Genomic DNA, 15,742 nt, shown 5'->3' on the forward strand with positions numbered 1-15,742 from the left:
ATCGTCCCGGAGAGTAGGATGTCAGACGCCGCGCCTGAGCCCGAAATACCCTATGACTCCCTCAGCGACGATGTGCTCGAGCGGATCAACGAACTGCTGCGGGATCATTGGGGACTTTCCGGTCAGGTCTTTCCCGTCGATGACAACGCCAGGACCAGTTTCCTCGTGGACAATGGCCACCTGCGCTATCTGCTCGAGGTCAGGCCGCCCCGGGACGAGCCGGAACTTCACCTGCAGCACGAGGCGATGCGGCACATCATCCGCGACCCCGATGGACCGCCGGTTCCCGAAGTCGTCGCGACGAAGGAAGACGCAGACATTGTCACCGCGCCCATCAACGGCGAGACCAGGTTACTTCGGCTTCTGACAACGCCGGAAGGCGATGCGCCGCCGATCTCCGGCACGCTTTCGCCAGACGCGAGCGCCGCGCTCGGGTCACTGGTCGCGGGCCTGGCGAAAAGCCTCAAGGATTTCGACGCCGCAGGAACCGGGGGCGATCGCGAGGATGATTTGCGCAAGGCGGGTCCGCAGGCGGTTTCTCTCTTGTCCGAGGTGCGGGATCAGGAAGCGCGTGACATGATCGCCCGCGCAATGGTCACGGCGCTGCGCCGGGTGCATCCATTGTCACAGACCTTCCGTGTCGGCTTGACCGTGCCGGACCTGGCGCTCGACATCCTGGTCGGAAAGGGCGAGGCCTCGGAATGGCTCCCAACCGGGATCTCCGACATAGGCGGCCTTTCCCGCCATTGGTATGTCGCAGCCCTTGCCAAGGCCTGTGCGCGCATCCTGTGTTCCAACGGACCTGAAGGTGATCCGTTCGCGATATTGCCGGCCGTCGCCGCCTATAACGCCATCAATCCGCTGAATGCAGGCGAGGCGGAAGCGCTGTGGCCGCTTGTGATCGCCCAGCTTGCGCTGCTTGCCGCGATTGCCGAGAACAGGCACACACTTGCACCGGATGACGCAACTGCGGCTGGCCAGGCCGAGGAGCAACGGGGCCTGCTGGCAGCCGCCGGTTCCGTCTCGGCAGCTTATATGCATGCATCGATCGCAAACGCCTGCGGCATGCAGTTCGATGCGCCTGAACTCGGACGAATGCTCCCCGACATCGATCCCGACCAGATCAGGCTGGTCGATCTCGGGGTCGCGAGCCCGCTTTTCTATGACGGCAACTGGACGGACCCGGACTGCGACTGGAAGCTTCTTGCCCGCGTGGCCTGGGACACCGGAATGGGCAGCACGCGCTACGGCGAGCATAGACTTTCGCGAGCCAATGCAGAGGACGGAGCGGAAACGGACACGTTTTCGCTGCATCTCGACGTCTGCCTGCCGGCTGCAACACGGGTCGTCGCTCCCTTCGCCGGCATCGTGAAGCGTAATGCCTCTTTGCTGTCCCTGCACGGCAAGGACGTCACCCTCCATATCGAGGGACTTGGCGAGGAAACCGCGGAGGGCAAGACGGTCGACGCAGGAGATGAGATCGGCCTCGTCGCCGGCGCGGAAAACTCCGTGGGCGGTCTGAGGGTAAGGCTTTCCCGCGACCAGGACAGGCCGCCACCGCTTTTCTGCCGGCCGTCCGAAGCGTCTATCTGGCAGCAGTTGGCGCCTTCCCCCTCGGGATTGCTCGGCATCGACTGCGATGCGCCCGCCGCCACGCCGCGACGGATCGCCAGGGCTTGGCGGGAATTCCTCTTCGATGAAACGGGCAGCAGCCAACTCGATTTCAGCGGCAAGGCGCCTGTTATCGGGCACGGGCATCCGGACGTGGCAGCCGCAGCCTACCGCCAGCTTCTGCTGATGGGCGTGGCCGTTGAAGGACAGGCCGAGGTGGAAGCACTGAAGCAGGCCCTCGTTGAAATAGCGCCGTCCGGATTCGACGGCGTCGTTCTCTTTGCCAACGCGCAATCGGCCATGGATGCGATGACAGCCCTGGTGAAAGAGAGGCCGACCCGACAGGACGCGATGCCAGGCGATGATGGCGAGCGGTCGGAAACAGAAGGATTGGACGCAGACGGCGATGCGCCGGCCGGAAGCGATGACAGGAGCGCTGATCCCGCCCTTGTGATCATCGAACCGCTATCCGCAGATAACGAGCCTCCCGCGCCCGACACCACGGCTCATCGCCAAAATGATCTCCTTGTTATCGACGAGAGACGAACCGGCTATGGGCGGCTGGGCAACTCGATGTGGGCTGTCGAACGTGAAGGTGTCAGGGCGGATCTTGTGCTCGCCGGAAACTGTGACGGCGGCGAACTGGTGATCGTCTTCTGCTCGCCGGACCTTGCCGAGGCGCTCGACGCACTCGCAGCGCCCGTGTCTCCCGTTTCTGCCGCGACAGCGCGAGCGGCACTCAAGGCCTTTCAGAATGAGGGTTTGCGGGAAAACGCTGCCAAGGCCGCCGGCGCTCTGGCCGGTGGCCTGAAGGAGATCATGGAACGTGCGCGCGACACCGTCGACCTGCAAGGTTCGGGCCTGCTCTGGACAATGCAACTCTCGGGAGAATCACCCGATTTTCTTGATCGCCTCAACCAGGGTGCCATCCACGGTGCCGACGGACCGGCCATGCTGGTGATCGCGCCACCGCTCTGCATCAGCGAGAAAAGCGTCACGCGCTATCTTGCGCATCTCCGTCATGCCCTTGGCATTTTGTACGAATGATCTTTTTTGACGCCTCGGCCCTTGCTTGCACGGATGCGGTTCCTACCTAAGCCAAACTGGGATGCCCAGACGACATTGCGAATGAAATTTCACAATATCGCCTTCATCCTGTCATCAGACAGAAAAATATTCTGCTTATAAAAGAATTCGTTGATCATGCAGCCGTCTTCGGATAGGTTTCATGCCAGTCGGGATTGATTCCCACCTGACCGCGCAACTCGAAAAGAAGGAGAGTGACATGGTCGATATTGCTTGCGTCACCGCCTTCCGTCGGTATGCGCTTAAAATGAATAGCACGGATCGCTGCTCCCTTCCGTGCTGTCGAATGTAACGCTTCCGGTTCTTTCCGTTCCTGAAAATTATCATTCGTTTTGAGCTGCATATCCTGCAGCCAATGCGGGAGTCTATTATGCAAAAGCAAGTCATTGAATTCGCCGGCGAGCCGGTCGGCATCGTGGTGCCTGACAAGGACCGACTGAAGTTTATCGCCGTGAAGTTTCACGTCATCGATCTGGACGAGCAGAAGTTCGATTCACCGGACGACGTGCGCATGGCCATCAGCCGGCTGGTCGCGTCCAAGAACGCGGCACCGGCGGCCCACGTCTAGTCATTTGACACCGGTCGCTGGTGTCATGGCGACGGATCCGCAATGCAAAAGCCGCCTTGAAGGCGGCTTTTTTTGTGTCTCAGTTGCCGGCAGGCTGGGTCAGAAAGCCCTGAAGGTAATCGTCGTCAGCGATCGCTCGATATTGGCGATGGAGGCGATCTTCTCGTTGACGAAATGACCGATCTCCTCGTCGTCCTCGACATAGATCTTCAACAGCAGGTCCCAGTCGCCGCTGGTGGAATAGAGTTCGGACACCAGCTCGGTCTTGTAGATCTCGTCGGCGACTTCATAGGTCTTGCCCGGCTTGCAGCGGAGCTGGACGAAAATGGGCTTCATGGACGTCTTCCCGTCGGTCGGATCGCAGGCGCGATCACAAAGAGGATCATCCCCGACTATTGGCCGATGGGGCCGGCCAGCGCAAGCGTATCGGCGCCGATCTCTTGCATGATCCAATCGCGAAATGCCGCAAGCGGCGGATAGGTGGCGCGGTCCGGCATATAGGCGAGATAATACTGGCCCGTCGGCATTGGCTCGCCGTCGACCGCCCGGACCAGCCGGCCTTCTTCAAGCTCTTTCTCGATCAGGAAGCGCGGCAACAACGCTGCACCGAGGCCCGAGCGCGCTGCCTCCACCATGGTGACGAACTGGTCGAATAGCATGCCCTGCACGGCATCGAACGGGACCTGGTTTCGCGAAAGCCAGAGCTCCCAGGCATCCGGCCGGGTGCTGAGGTGCAGGAGCGGCGCGCGCAGCATGTCCGCCGGCACCGCCAGCGAGTGCCGCTGGCGGAAGGCCGGGCTGCAGGCCGGTATGACATCCTCATCCATCAGCAGCGTAAGTGCCGCCCCCGGCCAGCGGGCCACGCCGAAATGGATTGCCGCATCCAGCGTATCGAAGCGGAAGTCGAAGGGTTCGAGCCGGGTGATGAGGTTGACCACCATGCCGGGATGCTGGTCGAGAAACCGGCCGATACGCGGGGTCAGCCAGCGGGTGCCGAAGAAAGGCAGGATCGCGAGATTGAGCGTGCCGCCGGCTGGATTGGCCTTCAGGTTGAGCGAGGCGCTGGAAATTCGCCGCAGCGCCTCGCGCACCTCGCGGGCATAGGTATCACCGGCGATGGTCAGCCGGATCGTCTGGCGTTCGCGCAGAAAAAGCGCCACCCCGAGCTGGCGTTCCAGCGCGGAAATCTGACGGCTGACGGCGCTCTGGGTAAGGCCGAGTTCATTGGCGGCCGCCGTGACGCTGCCGGTGCGGGCAGCGGCTTCGAAGGCGGCCAGAAGCGAAAAGGATGGAAGGAACCGCCTGGGGGGCAGCATGTCATTCCTCCAGCGAATGACCTGTTGAGAACATGTCGATATTCACCGGGAAATCGCCTCTGTAAAGTCGCTGCAACGATAAAATCCGGGAACTTCCATGCTCAATGATCCGCGTTCTCACGGCCTTTGGGAAAGAACCGCGCCGCCGGCGCCCGTGACTGCGCCGCTCGAAGGGTCGGTCTCAGCCGACGTGGTGATCGTCGGAGGCGGTTATACGGGCCTTTCGGCGGCGCTGCACCTCGCCGAACGCGGGGCCAATGTCGTGCTTCTGGAGGCAACCGAGATCGGCTTCGGCGGCGCGGGCCGCAATGTCGGCCTGATCAATGCCGGCATGTGGGTCATGCCGGACGACTTTCCGAAGGAGCTTGGCGACCATTATGGCGAGCGGGCGCTCGATCTTCTCGGCAATGGCCCCTATCTCGTACGCGAGCTAATCGAAAAGCACGGCATTGCCTGCGAACTCGAAACCAGCGGAACATTGCACTGCGCCGTGGGGCCTGAGGGTATCACGGAACTGGAGGACCGCGCCCGCCAGTGGCAGAAGCGCGGAGCACCTGTGACGATCCTCGATGCCGCCGAAACCGAGCGCCGGATCGGCACAAAGGCCTATACCGGATCGCTGCTCGACATGCGCGCCGGCACGCTGCAACCGCTCGCCTATGCCCGTGGGCTTGCACACGCGGCGGTGAAGGCCGGAGCAAAACTCCATACGGGTAGCCCCGTCATTGGCACGGGCGAAGCAAACGGCAGGAAAACCGTCACGACCGCGCGAGGCGAGGTTTCCGCCGACTGGATCATCGTCGCCACCGACGCATACTCGACTGGCCCGTGGTCGGAGGTGCGCCGCGAACAGGTGCACCTGCCCTATTTCAACCTTGCAACAAAACCGCTTTCCGCCAACCTGCGCCGCTCGATCCTGCCCAACTCGGAGGGCTGCTGGGATACGAAGGAAATTCTGTCCTCGTTCCGCATGGACCAGGCAGGCCGACTCGTTTTCGGTTCGGTCGGCGCGTTGCGCGGCACCGGCATCGCCGTCCACAAGGCATGGGCGCGGCGCTCGCTGAAGCGGCTCTTTCCGCAACTGGGTGACGTGGAATTCGAGGCCGAATGGTATGGCAAGATCGGCATGACCGACAACGCGCTGCCCCGCTTCCACAAGTTCGGCAAGAACGTCATAGGCTTTTCCGGCTATAACGGCCGCGGCATCTCGCCCGGTACAAATTTCGGCAAGGTTCTGGCCCGCCATATCCTCGGCGAGATCACCGAACAGGATCTGCCACTGCCCCTCACCGAGGTGAAGGAACAGGGATTCCGAACCGCCCGCGAAGCCTATTACGAGGCCGGAGCCCAGATCGCCCATTTCACCGGCGAACGCTTCTAAGCCGAACCATTATCGGCGAACGGTTGCGAAAACCCTGCCGATTTGTAGATTGACCACGCAATTCAAGAAGACCGGAGACATCAATGACGCTCGCCAAACTCGACCTCGCCGCCGAAGTGGACAAGATCTTCACCGATCTCGGCGTCGCTTCCAGCCAGTACAAGGGCGGTACGCTCACCGTGCGTTCGCCGATCACCGGCACCGAGGTCGGCAAGCTGCCGGAAGTGAGCGTGGCAGACGCGAAAAAGGCGATCGACGCCGCCCATCAAGCCTTTCTCGAATGGCGCCTGGTGCCGGCGCCCAAGCGCGGCGAACTGATCCGCCTGCTGGGCGAGGAACTGCGCGCCGGCAAGGCGGCACTCGGCCGCCTCGTCTCGATCGAAGTCGGCAAGGTCACGTCGGAAGGTCTCGGCGAAGTGCAGGAAATGATCGACATCTGCGATTTCGCCGTCGGTCTCTCCCGCCAGCTCTACGGTCTCACCATCGCGACGGAACGTTCCGAACACCGGATGATGGAAACCTGGCATCCGCTCGGCGCCATCGGTATCATCTCCGCCTTCAACTTCCCGGTCGCCGTCTGGTCGTGGAATGCGGCGCTTGCCATCGTCTGCGGCAATTCCACCATCTGGAAGCCGTCGGAAAAGACGCCGCTGACGGCGCTCGCCACCCAGGCGATCTTCGACAAGGCGCTGGCCCGCTATGTCGCCGATGGCGGCACCGCGCCGAAGAACCTGTCGACGCTCCTGATCGGCGGCCGCGAGATCGGCGAGGCGCTGGTCGACCACGACAAGGTGCCGCTGGTCTCCGCCACCGGCTCGACCCGCATGGGCCGCGAAGTCGGCCCGAAGCTGGCCCAGCGTTTCGCCCGCTCGATCCTCGAACTCGGTGGCAACAATGCCGCGATCGTCACCCCGACAGCGGATCTCGATCTTACCCTGCGCGGCGTTGCCTTCTCTGCCATGGGCACCGCCGGCCAGCGCTGCACGACGCTGCGCCGCCTCTTCGTGCATGACAGCGTCTATGATGCGCTCGTGCCGCGTCTCGCCAAGGCCTACCAGTCGGTGACCATCGGCTCCCCGCTGACGGACGGAAACCTCGTCGGCCCACTGATCGACAAGGCCGCATTCGACAAGATGCAGTCGGCGCTCGATGCGGCGAAGGCTGCCGGCGGTAAGGTCGTGGGCGGCGAGCGCGTACTTGATGGTGAGGCGGGTGATGCCTACTACGTTCGCCCGGCAATCGTCGAAATGCCAGCGCAGGCCGGCCCGGTGAGGGAAGAGACCTTTGCACCGATCCTCTACGTGATGAAATATTCGACCTTTGACGAGGCACTTGACCTGCACAACGACGTGCCGCAGGGCCTGTCGTCGTCGATCTTCACCAACGACATGCGCGAGGCAGAGACCTTCGTCTCCGCTCGCGGCTCGGATTGCGGCATCGCCAATGTCAATATCGGCCCTTCAGGCGCTGAAATCGGCGGTGCTTTCGGCGGTGAGAAGGAAACCGGTGGCGGACGCGAATCCGGCTCGGATGCCTGGAAGGCCTATATGCGCCGGGCAACCAACACGCTGAACTATGGCCGCACCCTGCCGCTGGCGCAGGGCGTCAAGTTCGACATCGCGTAAAAGAAGACGCCGTGGCCATGCTGAATCTTCTGACCGATATCGAGGGCGTGGCCGTCGGCCATGCCACAGATCTTGTCCTGGGTTCAGGCGTCACGGCGATCATTTTCGATGAGCCGGCGATCGCTTCCGGCTCCGTTCTCGGCGGGGCACCGGGCGGCCGTGATACCGTCCTCCTCGATCCGTCCATGACTGTGCAGACCGTCGATGCCTTCGTGCTCTCCGGCGGCTCAGCCTTCGGGCTGGATGCAGCTGGGGGCGTGCAGGCGGGCCTTCGCCAGATCGGGCGCGGCTTTCCGGTCGGTTCTGCAAAAGTGCCAATCGTGCCGCAAGCGATCCTGATGGATCTGTTGAACGGTGGCGACAAGCACTGGGGCCTGCATTCGCCCTACCGTGACATGGGCTATGACGCATTCAAGGCTGCCGGCAAGGGCGCTTTCGCACTCGGCACGGTCGGTGCCGGCACAGGTGCCTCGACTGCCACCGTCAAGGGTGGCATCGGCTCGGCCAGTGCGATGACCTCCTCCGGCCACAGGATCGCGGCGCTGCTCGCCGTGAACGCCATGGGAGCGGCGACCGTCGGTGACGGACCGCATTTCTGGGCGGCCCCCTTTGAGCAGAACGGCGAATTCGGCGGCCTCGGCCTGCCGCAGGCGTTCACCGAAGATCACGCGGCGCTGCGCATGAAGGGTGTGAAGCTGAAGGCGACGACCATAGGCGTCATCGTGACCGACGCTTTTCTCACCAAGGCACAGGCCCACCGCCTCTCGATCATGGCCCATGACGGCCTGGCGCGTGCCGTGCTGCCGACCCATCTTCCCGGCGACGGCGACACCATCTTTTCGGCCGCAACCGGCGCGAAGCCGCTCGACGACATGACCGCATTTGCCGAACTTTGCCACCTAGCCACGCTCGTCACGGCCCGGGCGATAGCCCGCGGCGTCTATGAGGCGACGGCCCTGCCGGTACCGAACGCACAGGCCGCCTGGCGCGACAGGTTTGACAGCTAAAAAGCTTTCAGCGCATCCCCCAATCTCGCCCAGCCGTCTTCATCGGGAAGTCCGATCCTGAGGTCATCGGGTCGCTCGTCGAAACGCCTGGTGATGATGCCGCGTTCGCCGAGATGGCGAAAAAGCGATTGCGCCCGCGGATCGCGAACGAGGCAGAACAGGGATGTACCGCCGAAAACCCCGATACCTGCGCCACGCAGGAGGAGCTCAAGTTCTGCGGCCTCCCGTCCCAATCGTTGCCGCATTTCCACTTGCCATCGGTAGTCGGAAAGCGCCTCTCCGGCCACATGAAGGGCCGGGCCTGAAATTGCCCAGGGGCCCAGCCTTTCCTCTATTTGCCGGACAATATCCGGTCGGGAAATCGCAAAGCCAATCCTGAGACCGGCCATGCCGTAGAACTTGCCGAACGAGCGCAGCACGAGAAGACCACCATCGCCGGCGATACCGGTAACGCTCGTCCCATCTGACACATCCATGAATGCCTCATCGACGATCAGCATGCCGCCCTTCGCCCGCATCCTGGCGGCAAGCGCGATGATCTCTTCCTTCTGGACGATCCGGCCGGTCGGATTGTTGGGATTGACGATCACGGCGAGATCGGCCTCCGTCAGCCGATCCACGTCATCCGTTTCGGTAACATCGAAGCCAGCCATCTTTGCAGCACGCGCGTGCTCGGCATAGGTGGGCGACAGCACCGCGGCCTTCCGCCCATCGACAAGGCCGGCGACGATAGGCAGCAGGATCTGCGTTCCAGGCCCGCCTGCGATATGGGCTGCCGAGGGGGCACCATAGGCGTTGGCCGCGACTGTCTTCAGGCTATCGAGCGATGCCGGTTCCGGCAGCCGCGCAAAAACATTGCCGGGAATTGGAGAATGCGGATAGGAATGCGGATTGATGCCGGTTGAGAGATCGATCCATGGTTCGGGCGCTTGCGGAAACAGCGCACGCGCCCTTGCGAGATTGCCGCCGTGCTGGATCGCATCGCCAACGCCATTTTCAATCCCGGAGCCTGCCACCGCTAATGTTCCTTCTCGCATTTTTTGCCCTGATCGCCGAGCGGATCCTGGGTTACCCGGACTGGCTGTTCAAGCGGATCGGCCATCCCGTGACCTGGATCGGCTGGCTGATAGCCCGGCTCGACAGGGCATGGAACCGCGATGACGACGACTTTTCCGTTCGCAGGCGCTCCGGAGTGCTGGCTCTGGTCGTTCTGCTCGCAGTAGCCGTCATCGCGTCGCTTGCGATCGAAGGCGCCTTGATGGCTTTGCCCCTCGGCTACGTTCTGGTCGTTCTGGTTGCCGCCAGCCTGCCGGCTCAGAAGAGCCTCGAAGCCCATGTGAAAGCCGTCGCCGATGCGCTTCAGACCGGTGGACTTGAAGCAGGCCGCAAGGCGGTCTCCATGATCGTCGGTCGTGATCCGGAAAAGCTCGATGAGGCAGCGGTCTGCCGGGCGGCGATCGAAAGCCTGGCGGAGAACTTTTCCGACGGTGTCGTGGCGCCGGCCTTCTGGACGGGTGTCGGCGGGCTTGCCGGCGGTGCGGCCTACAAGGCGGCCAATACCGCCGACAGCATGATCGGCCACCGCACCGCCCGCCACGAAGCCTTTGGCTGGGCGGCGGCGCGTTTCGACGATCTGATCAACCTTCCGGCCTCGCGTCTGAGCGGCGCGCTGTTTGTAACCGCCGCCTGCTTCATCGACGAAGCGTCTCCACGGAATGCCATCGCAGCCGTGCGGCGGGATGCAAAACACCATCGCTCGCCCAATGCCGGCTGGCCGGAGGCGGCGATGGCCGGCGCGCTGGGCATCGCACTGGCGGGTCCACGCAGTTACGGCGGGCAGATGATTGAGGCGCGCTTCATGGGTGAAGGCGGGCGGGCAGAACTGACCCATCAGGATATCCGCCGGGCATTGAAGCTCGCCCGCGTGGCCGATGCACTGCTGATCGGTCTTTTCGGCCTTCTGGCGCTGGTCATTTCGCAAGTCTGAGCAGGCCGGTCAGATCGAGATGCCGTTCCATATGGGCAGCGAGGCGATCGAGAATGGCGTCGACATTGGCCTCGTAGTCGAGACCCGAAGACGAGCCGCCGAGGCGCTGGAGCCATGCCGAGCGCTGGCGATCGTCGGAAAAGAGGCCATGGACATATGTGCCTGTGATGCGGCCATCCGCGGAAGACGCGCCTTCGGCATGACCGTTGATCGTGGCGAATGCCCGCTCGCAATCAGCGCCGACTGTCCGGCCGATATGCATTTCATAGCCGGAGAAGGGAGCTCCGTCGAAGCTTGCCCCAGACACGGCCTCCAGTCGCTTGGCGCCGGACAGGACCGTTTCCACATCGAGCAGGCCGAGGCCTTCAACCGACCCCGGAGGCCCTTCCGTCCCTTCCGGGTCGGAGAGCGTCCTGCCGAGCATCTGGTAGCCGCCGCACAGGCCAAGGACCCGCCCGCCGCGTCGGTGATGTGCGGCGATATCGACGTCGAACCCGGCCTCGCGAAGCGCCGCCAGATCCGAGATCGTCGCCTTCGACCCAACCAGCAGCACCAGATCGCAATCGCCGGGAATTGCTTCGCCGCGCCGAACGCGGATCAGGTCCACCTCGGGCTCCGCTTCCAGCGGATCGAGATCGTCGAAATTGGAAATATGCGGCAGTATCGGCACCGCGATACGGATTTTTGCGTTCGCCTTGCGGACAAAGGACTGATTGAGCCCCAGCGCATCCTCGGCGGGCAGAAGCGCCGCATCGGGAAAATGCGGGAGCAGCCCGATCGACTGCCAGCCGGTGAACCGGCCGATCAGATCCATACCCTCCGAAAACAGCGCCGGATCGCCGCGAAAACGATTGACGATGAAGCCGCGGATCATCTCCGCATCGTGAGTGTCGATGACGAGCTTGGTGCCCGCTAGGCTGGCGATGACGCCGCCGCGATCGATATCTCCGATCAGGACCACCGGTACGTCGGCGGCGCGGGCAAAGCCCATATTGGCGATGTCATTGGCGCGCAGGTTGATCTCGGATGCGCTGCCGGCGCCTTCGACCAGAACCAGATCGGCCTTGGCGCGAAGGATTTCAAAACTCTCCAGCACGCGCGACAGCAGCTTCGGTTTCAGGATCTGGTATTCGGAAGCCTTGGCATTGCCCTCGACCCGGCCCTGCACCACGACCTGGGAACCGACATCGCTTTGAGGTTTCAGCAGCACGGGGTTCATGTGAACGCTGAGAGGAACACCGGCGGCACGCGCCTGCAAGGCCTGGGCGCGGCCGATCTCGCCGCCATCAGCGGTGACGGCGGCGTTGTTCGACATATTCTGCGGCTTGAACGGCATGACGCTCAGCCCCCGCAGCGTGAAGGCACGTGCAAGGCCGGCAACGATGAGCGACTTGCCCACGTCGGAGCCCGTTCCCTGGAACATGAGAGATCGGGCTGTCATGACTTAGAACTCGATGCCGGCCTGGGCTTTCACGCCCGCCTTGAAGTGGTGCTTGACCAAAGTCATTTCGGTCACCAGATCGGCGGCCTCGATCAGCGCCGGCTTGGCGTTGCGGCCGGTGACGACGACGTGAAGGTCGGGGCGGCGCGCCTGGAGAGCGGCCACGACCTGCTCGAGGTCGAGATATTCGTAGCGCAGCGCGATATTGAGCTCGTCCAGGATGACGAGGCCGATCGTCTCGTCGGCCATCAGCTCGAGCGCCTTTTCCCAAGCCTTGTTCGCCGCCGCGATGTCGCGCTTGAGATCCTGGGTTTCCCAGGTGAATCCCTCGCCCATCGTGTGCCAGACGACGCGATCACCGAAGACGGCGAGCGCCGGCTGCTCGCCAGTCGACCATGCACCCTTGATGAACTGCACGATGCCGACGCGACGATTGTTGCCGAGCATTCTGAGTGCCAGCCCGAAGGCTGCCGTCGACTTGCCCTTGCCCGGGCCGGTATGGACGATGAGAAGACCCTTTTCCAGGGTCTTCTCCGCGACTTCGGCATCCTGAACCGCCTTGCGGTTCGCCATCTTAGCGCGATGGCGCTCCTCAGTGGTCTGATCGATATCCTTCACCGGGCAGCGAGCCCCGCGGAAGAGACCGGCACGTCCTCACCGGCGCGAAAACGCTGACGGAACACGCCGGCTAGCGCGCCGAGCACGGCCCAGAACACGAGGTTCGTGGCATAGACGGCATTGACGAAGCGGGCGTGCAGCTCGATCGGCACCGCGGTCTCATGCGTCGGCGGCAGCGGTGCACCGACGATATGTGGTGCAACGAGAAGCACGATGGCGAGTGCAGAAAGCAGCGCCGAGCGGGTGTAGGCAAGCAACCCGAGGCCGACGGCCGTGCAGACGGCGGTCGAGATCCACCAGATCTGGCGCGGCCCGAGTTCCGCTGCCGGCATGCCCGGCAATTCCGGCGGCAGGCCGAGGCCGGGGGCGAGGCTGACGGTGAGGAAGCCGGCGATACCGAACATAAGGCCACCACGCCATCCGCCGAAACCGCCGAGTGCTTCGGCAATCGCGATGGCGACCAGAGCGAAACCGATGGCGGACAATACGTCGGCAGCCGCAGTATAGGCGAAGCGCTCGAAGCCGTCGGCCGGAGCCCAGGCTTCTTCGTCGTGATGGTGTTCGGCAGCGGCCGGAGCAGCCGCGCCCGCAGCGGGAGCCGCGTCATGCGAATGGCTGTGGCCTGTCTCTTCGCCGCCGGCATTCTCATAGGTTTCCGCAGCCAGGATGAGCGGCACGGTGGAAAAACTCTGCATCACGGTCATGAGGAGACCGGACAAAAGCCCGGCGATCACCGCCGTGAAGACGATGTTACGAAACAGCGACATGTGGGAATTCCTCTTCGTTTGCCCGCAGACTCAGTGGCAGGGGAAGGCCAGCGAGTGGCGCGTATCGTGGGCGGCGTTGTGTACCACTTCCAGATGCGAGAAACCGACGAAGCCGACGATGAACAGGCCGAGAATGGCCGTCATGCTGAGAGGAATGATTTTCGATGCGGAAACGCTGACTGCACCTGCAGCAGAATTCGTAACCATGGATCTGTCCTTCTGCCCTCCACCCGAGGGCCGTTCTAGATTGCCTATTGTCCCTGGCAGGTCTCCTGGCTCGCGGATCGGGCGCCTTCACCCGCCTTCCCAGATGAACCCGTGTCCGGATCCCTCAAGTGGCGTGACGGCCAAGCGGCCGTTTTGGGCAAAGACTTTCCGCTTACAGTTGCGGGGGCAGCCGCGGGTTTGACGAAATATCCGTCGCACCGCATTCCCTTGAATAACCCTCTCGGGCACCAAAGACGTTGCCACTATAGACACTTTCGCCGCACGGGCAATCGCCTTTGCGACATTGACAGTTCGGCGGCGGAGCGCTTACTTGGATCACACGACGGTCCCTTGCCGGCAACGGCAGGGGCTAAGAGAGAATGCGGTGCGGGCATCGGGAGATTATCTCCCCAAGCCCAATGCCGCGGCTGCCCCCGCAACTGTAGGCGGTGAGCCATCCGGCCTTTGAGACGCCACTGGAGAGATCCGGGAAGGCAGGCCGATGGTGATGACCCGCGAGCCAGGAGACCTGCCGTTTCAGACACATGCTTTTCCGGGCGGGGTGCCTCGGATGAAGCTTTGCTTTTCACTGCAGGATGGTTCATCCGCCTGCCGCGCACCCCGGATTTGTGAGACCCGACGGTTTGCGGCCCGATGACGAATGAAGTGCCAAGAGACGTATCCGAAACGGCTTCCGCTGAAGTCGACGTGACGATCTTCGTCTGCACCAATTGCCGCGAGGCGACCGACAGCGAGGCGCGCCCGGGCATCGGCCTGATCGAGGCGCTGCGCCAGGCGGCCGAGGGCAAGCCGCTTGCCGTCAAGCCGGTCACCTGTCTAGCCAATTGCGACAAGAGCCCAAGTGCCGCTTTCAACCATCGCACGGGCTGGTCCTATGTCTTCGGTCATCTTTCGACCGACAATGTCGACGACATCGTCACCGGCGCCATGATGCTGGCCGAGGACGAGCGCGGCTTTCTCCCCCTTCGCGGCCGTCCCATGTGCCTTCGCGGCAAGGGCATGACGGCCCGCATTCCCCCCTTTCATCATCACGAGGACATGCCTTCATGAGCGCCAATTTCGACCGCAAGTTCGATAAGGTCCCCTGCACCGTCGTCACCGGCTTTCTCGGCGCCGGCAAGACAACCCTGATCCGCAACCTGATCGAGAAGCTCGACGGCAAGCGGCTGGCGATCATCGTCAACGAGTTCGGTGACGTCGGCATCGACGGCGAGGTTCTGAAGGGTTGCGGCATCGAGAGCTGCCCGGACGACAACATCATCGAGCTCGCCAATGGCTGCATCTGCTGCACGGTCGCCGATGATTTCGTGCCTGCGATCGACCAGATCCTTGCCCGCGAACCGCGGGTCGACCACATTCTGATCGAGACCTCCGGCCTTGCCCTGCCGAAGCCGCTCGTGCAGGCCTTCCAGTGGCCCGCTGTGAAGGCGCGCGTGACGGTGGACGGCGTCATTGCCGTCGTCGATGGCGTGGCCTTGGCCGAAGGCCGCGTTGCCGATGACCATGATGCCCTGGAAGCCCAGCGCCAGACCGACAGCTCGATCGATCACGATGATCCGGTCGAGGAAGTCTTCGAGGATCAGGTTGCCTGCGCCGACATGATCGTGCTGACCAAGACGGACCTGCTCGACCAGGCCTCGCTTGCCGCTGCCAAGGGCCGCGTCCAGGCGCATCTGCCGCGGGCGGTAAAGATCTTGCCGGCCGCCAACGGCGCGGTCGATCCGAGCGTGCTGATCGGTCTCGGCCTCGCCGTCGAGGATGACATCGAGAACCGCAAGACCCATCACGACGACGAACTGGACCACGATCACGACGATTTCGACAGCTTCGTCATCGATCTGGCCGCCGTGACCGACCCGGAAGCGCTGGCAGCTCGCATCTCCGCCACGGCGGAAGCGGAAAACGTGCTGCGCATAAAGGGCTTCGTTGACGTCGCGAACAAGCCGATGCGGCTGCAGGTTCAGGCTGTAGGATCGCGCGTGAACCACTATTTTGACCGCGCCTGGGCGCCCGGCGAGACCCGCCAGAGCCGCCTTGTCGTGATCGGCGAAAAGGGCATCGACCGCGCCGCGATCGAGAAGATGCTGGCGGCCTGAAGGCACGCCAG

The 15,742-nt window shown here is 63.2% G+C and carries 16 protein-coding genes and 2 riboswitches; of the genes, 8 read left to right on the top strand and 8 right to left on the bottom strand.

The genetic code is table 11. From position 1 onward, the window contains the following. Positions 1-18: 18 nt before the first annotated feature. The gene (locus tag BM216_RS23870; RefSeq protein WP_093001735.1) at positions 19-2,658 is read left to right on the top strand and encodes an aminotransferase class III-fold pyridoxal phosphate-dependent enzyme; all 2,640 of its coding nucleotides are present in this window, start codon (positions 19-21) and stop codon (positions 2,656-2,658) included. 154 nt (positions 2,659-2,812) lie between these two features. Here the strand turns inward: BM216_RS23870 and BM216_RS23875 are convergent, their stop codons facing one another. After that, on the bottom strand, positions 2,813-3,040 hold the full coding sequence (locus BM216_RS23875; protein WP_093001736.1) for a hypothetical protein: 228 nt from the start codon (positions 3,038-3,040) through the stop codon (positions 2,813-2,815). Between the two features lie 27 nt (positions 3,041-3,067). Here BM216_RS23875 and BM216_RS23880 point away from each other — a divergent pair, with 27 nt between their 5' ends. Beyond that, a complete protein-coding gene (locus tag BM216_RS23880; RefSeq protein ID WP_093001737.1) occupies positions 3,068-3,265 on the top strand; it encodes a hypothetical protein in 198 nt (65 codons plus the stop codon). 99 nt (positions 3,266-3,364) lie between these two features. Here the strand turns inward: BM216_RS23880 and BM216_RS23885 are convergent, their stop codons facing one another. Both BM216_RS23885 and BM216_RS23890 read right to left on the bottom strand, forming a co-directional pair. Further along, the gene (locus tag BM216_RS23885) at positions 3,365-3,601 is read right to left on the bottom strand and encodes an Lrp/AsnC ligand binding domain-containing protein (RefSeq protein ID WP_093001738.1); all 237 of its coding nucleotides are present in this window, start codon (positions 3,599-3,601) and stop codon (positions 3,365-3,367) included. A 56-nt stretch (positions 3,602-3,657) separates the two neighbouring features. Beyond that, positions 3,658-4,581 carry a LysR family transcriptional regulator gene (locus BM216_RS23890; RefSeq protein WP_093001739.1) on the bottom strand — a complete coding sequence of 308 codons (924 nt, stop codon included), beginning with the start codon at positions 4,579-4,581 and terminating at the stop codon, positions 3,658-3,660. Positions 4,582-4,678: 97 nt separating this feature from the next. Here BM216_RS23890 and BM216_RS23895 point away from each other — a divergent pair, with 97 nt between their 5' ends. The 3 genes from BM216_RS23895 to BM216_RS23905 all read left to right on the top strand — a co-directional run bounded on the left by BM216_RS23895 (position 4,679) and on the right by BM216_RS23905 (position 8,594). Further along, positions 4,679-5,962: an NAD(P)/FAD-dependent oxidoreductase gene (locus BM216_RS23895; RefSeq protein WP_093001740.1), complete on the top strand. Its 1,284-nt coding sequence runs from the start codon at positions 4,679-4,681 to the stop codon at positions 5,960-5,962. 83 nt (positions 5,963-6,045) lie between these two features. Next, the gene (locus tag BM216_RS23900) at positions 6,046-7,587 is read left to right on the top strand and encodes an L-piperidine-6-carboxylate dehydrogenase (protein ID WP_093001741.1); all 1,542 of its coding nucleotides are present in this window, start codon (positions 6,046-6,048) and stop codon (positions 7,585-7,587) included. A gap of 17 nt (positions 7,588-7,604) precedes the next feature. After that, positions 7,605-8,594, top strand: coding sequence for a P1 family peptidase (locus tag BM216_RS23905; protein WP_093001742.1), 990 nt, complete (start codon positions 7,605-7,607; stop codon positions 8,592-8,594). Here BM216_RS23905 and cobD read toward each other — a convergent pair. Continuing rightward, positions 8,591-9,610: a threonine-phosphate decarboxylase CobD gene (cobD, locus tag BM216_RS23910; protein WP_244530294.1), complete on the bottom strand. Its 1,020-nt coding sequence runs from the start codon at positions 9,608-9,610 to the stop codon at positions 8,591-8,593. The genes BM216_RS23905 and cobD overlap by 4 nt on opposite strands. A 5-nt stretch (positions 9,611-9,615) precedes the next feature. Here cobD and cbiB point away from each other — a divergent pair, with 5 nt between their 5' ends. After that, complete coding sequence (gene cbiB / locus BM216_RS23915) at positions 9,616-10,581, top strand: adenosylcobinamide-phosphate synthase CbiB (RefSeq protein WP_093001882.1); 966 nt, start codon at positions 9,616-9,618, stop codon at positions 10,579-10,581. On the opposite strand, the gene BM216_RS23920 is transcribed toward cbiB, so the two are convergent. The 4 genes from BM216_RS23920 to BM216_RS23935 are packed head-to-tail and all read right to left on the bottom strand — an operon-like array spanning position 10,565 to position 13,614. Next, positions 10,565-12,022 (bottom strand): cobyric acid synthase, encoded by a 1,458-nt coding sequence (locus BM216_RS23920; RefSeq protein ID WP_093001744.1) that lies wholly within the window; start codon positions 12,020-12,022, stop codon positions 10,565-10,567. The two genes, cbiB and BM216_RS23920, sit on opposite strands and share 17 nt — an antisense overlap. Before the next feature lie 3 nt (positions 12,023-12,025). Further along, on the bottom strand, positions 12,026-12,640 hold the full coding sequence (cobO, locus tag BM216_RS23925; RefSeq protein ID WP_093001745.1) for a cob(I)yrinic acid a,c-diamide adenosyltransferase: 615 nt from the start codon (positions 12,638-12,640) through the stop codon (positions 12,026-12,028). Further along, the gene (locus BM216_RS23930; RefSeq protein ID WP_093001746.1) at positions 12,637-13,407 is read right to left on the bottom strand and encodes a CbtA family protein; all 771 of its coding nucleotides are present in this window, start codon (positions 13,405-13,407) and stop codon (positions 12,637-12,639) included. The genes cobO and BM216_RS23930 overlap by 4 nt, the downstream gene beginning before the upstream one ends. Before the next feature lie 30 nt (positions 13,408-13,437). Continuing rightward, on the bottom strand, positions 13,438-13,614 hold the full coding sequence (locus BM216_RS23935) for a CbtB domain-containing protein (protein WP_093001747.1): 177 nt from the start codon (positions 13,612-13,614) through the stop codon (positions 13,438-13,440). 37 nt (positions 13,615-13,651) lie between these two features. Continuing rightward, positions 13,652-13,882, bottom strand: a riboswitch (cobalamin riboswitch). Positions 13,883-13,941: 59 nt separating this feature from the next. Beyond that, a riboswitch (cobalamin riboswitch) is annotated at positions 13,942-14,166 on the top strand. Between the two features lie 102 nt (positions 14,167-14,268). Here BM216_RS23935 and BM216_RS23940 point away from each other — a divergent pair. Both BM216_RS23940 and cobW read left to right on the top strand, forming a co-directional pair. Continuing rightward, entirely contained in the window at positions 14,269-14,685 is a 417-nt protein-coding gene (locus BM216_RS23940) for a DUF1636 family protein (RefSeq protein ID WP_093001748.1), read from the top strand. Continuing rightward, on the top strand, positions 14,682-15,731 hold the full coding sequence (gene cobW, locus BM216_RS23945; protein WP_093001749.1) for a cobalamin biosynthesis protein CobW: 1,050 nt from the start codon (positions 14,682-14,684) through the stop codon (positions 15,729-15,731). The genes BM216_RS23940 and cobW overlap by 4 nt, the downstream gene beginning before the upstream one ends. Positions 15,732-15,742: the final 11 nt, after the last annotated feature.

It is taken from the genome of Rhizobium sp. NFR07 (genome assembly GCF_900111905.1).
Classification (GTDB): domain Bacteria; phylum Pseudomonadota; class Alphaproteobacteria; order Rhizobiales; family Rhizobiaceae; genus Neorhizobium.

Coding starts and splice junctions, on each gene's coding strand:
- BM216_RS23870 (WP_093001735.1), top strand. CDS start 19: ATGTCAGACGCCGCGCCTGAGCCCGAAATACCCTATGACTCCCTCAGC.
- BM216_RS23875 (WP_093001736.1), bottom strand. CDS start 3,040: ATGCAGCTCAAAACGAATGATAATTTTCAGGAACGGAAAGAACCGGAA.
- BM216_RS23880 (WP_093001737.1), top strand. CDS start 3,068: ATGCAAAAGCAAGTCATTGAATTCGCCGGCGAGCCGGTCGGCATCGTG.
- BM216_RS23885 (WP_093001738.1), bottom strand. CDS start 3,601: ATGAAGCCCATTTTCGTCCAGCTCCGCTGCAAGCCGGGCAAGACCTAT.
- BM216_RS23890 (WP_093001739.1), bottom strand. CDS start 4,581: ATGCTGCCCCCCAGGCGGTTCCTTCCATCCTTTTCGCTTCTGGCCGCC.
- BM216_RS23895 (WP_093001740.1), top strand. CDS start 4,679: ATGCTCAATGATCCGCGTTCTCACGGCCTTTGGGAAAGAACCGCGCCG.
- BM216_RS23900 (WP_093001741.1), top strand. CDS start 6,046: ATGACGCTCGCCAAACTCGACCTCGCCGCCGAAGTGGACAAGATCTTC.
- BM216_RS23905 (WP_093001742.1), top strand. CDS start 7,605: ATGCTGAATCTTCTGACCGATATCGAGGGCGTGGCCGTCGGCCATGCC.
- cbiB (WP_093001882.1), top strand. CDS start 9,616: ATGTTCCTTCTCGCATTTTTTGCCCTGATCGCCGAGCGGATCCTGGGT.
- BM216_RS23920 (WP_093001744.1), bottom strand. CDS start 12,022: ATGACAGCCCGATCTCTCATGTTCCAGGGAACGGGCTCCGACGTGGGC.
- BM216_RS23930 (WP_093001746.1), bottom strand. CDS start 13,407: ATGTCGCTGTTTCGTAACATCGTCTTCACGGCGGTGATCGCCGGGCTT.
- BM216_RS23935 (WP_093001747.1), bottom strand. CDS start 13,614: ATGGTTACGAATTCTGCTGCAGGTGCAGTCAGCGTTTCCGCATCGAAA.
- BM216_RS23940 (WP_093001748.1), top strand. CDS start 14,269: ATGACGAATGAAGTGCCAAGAGACGTATCCGAAACGGCTTCCGCTGAA.
- cobW (WP_093001749.1), top strand. CDS start 14,682: ATGAGCGCCAATTTCGACCGCAAGTTCGATAAGGTCCCCTGCACCGTC.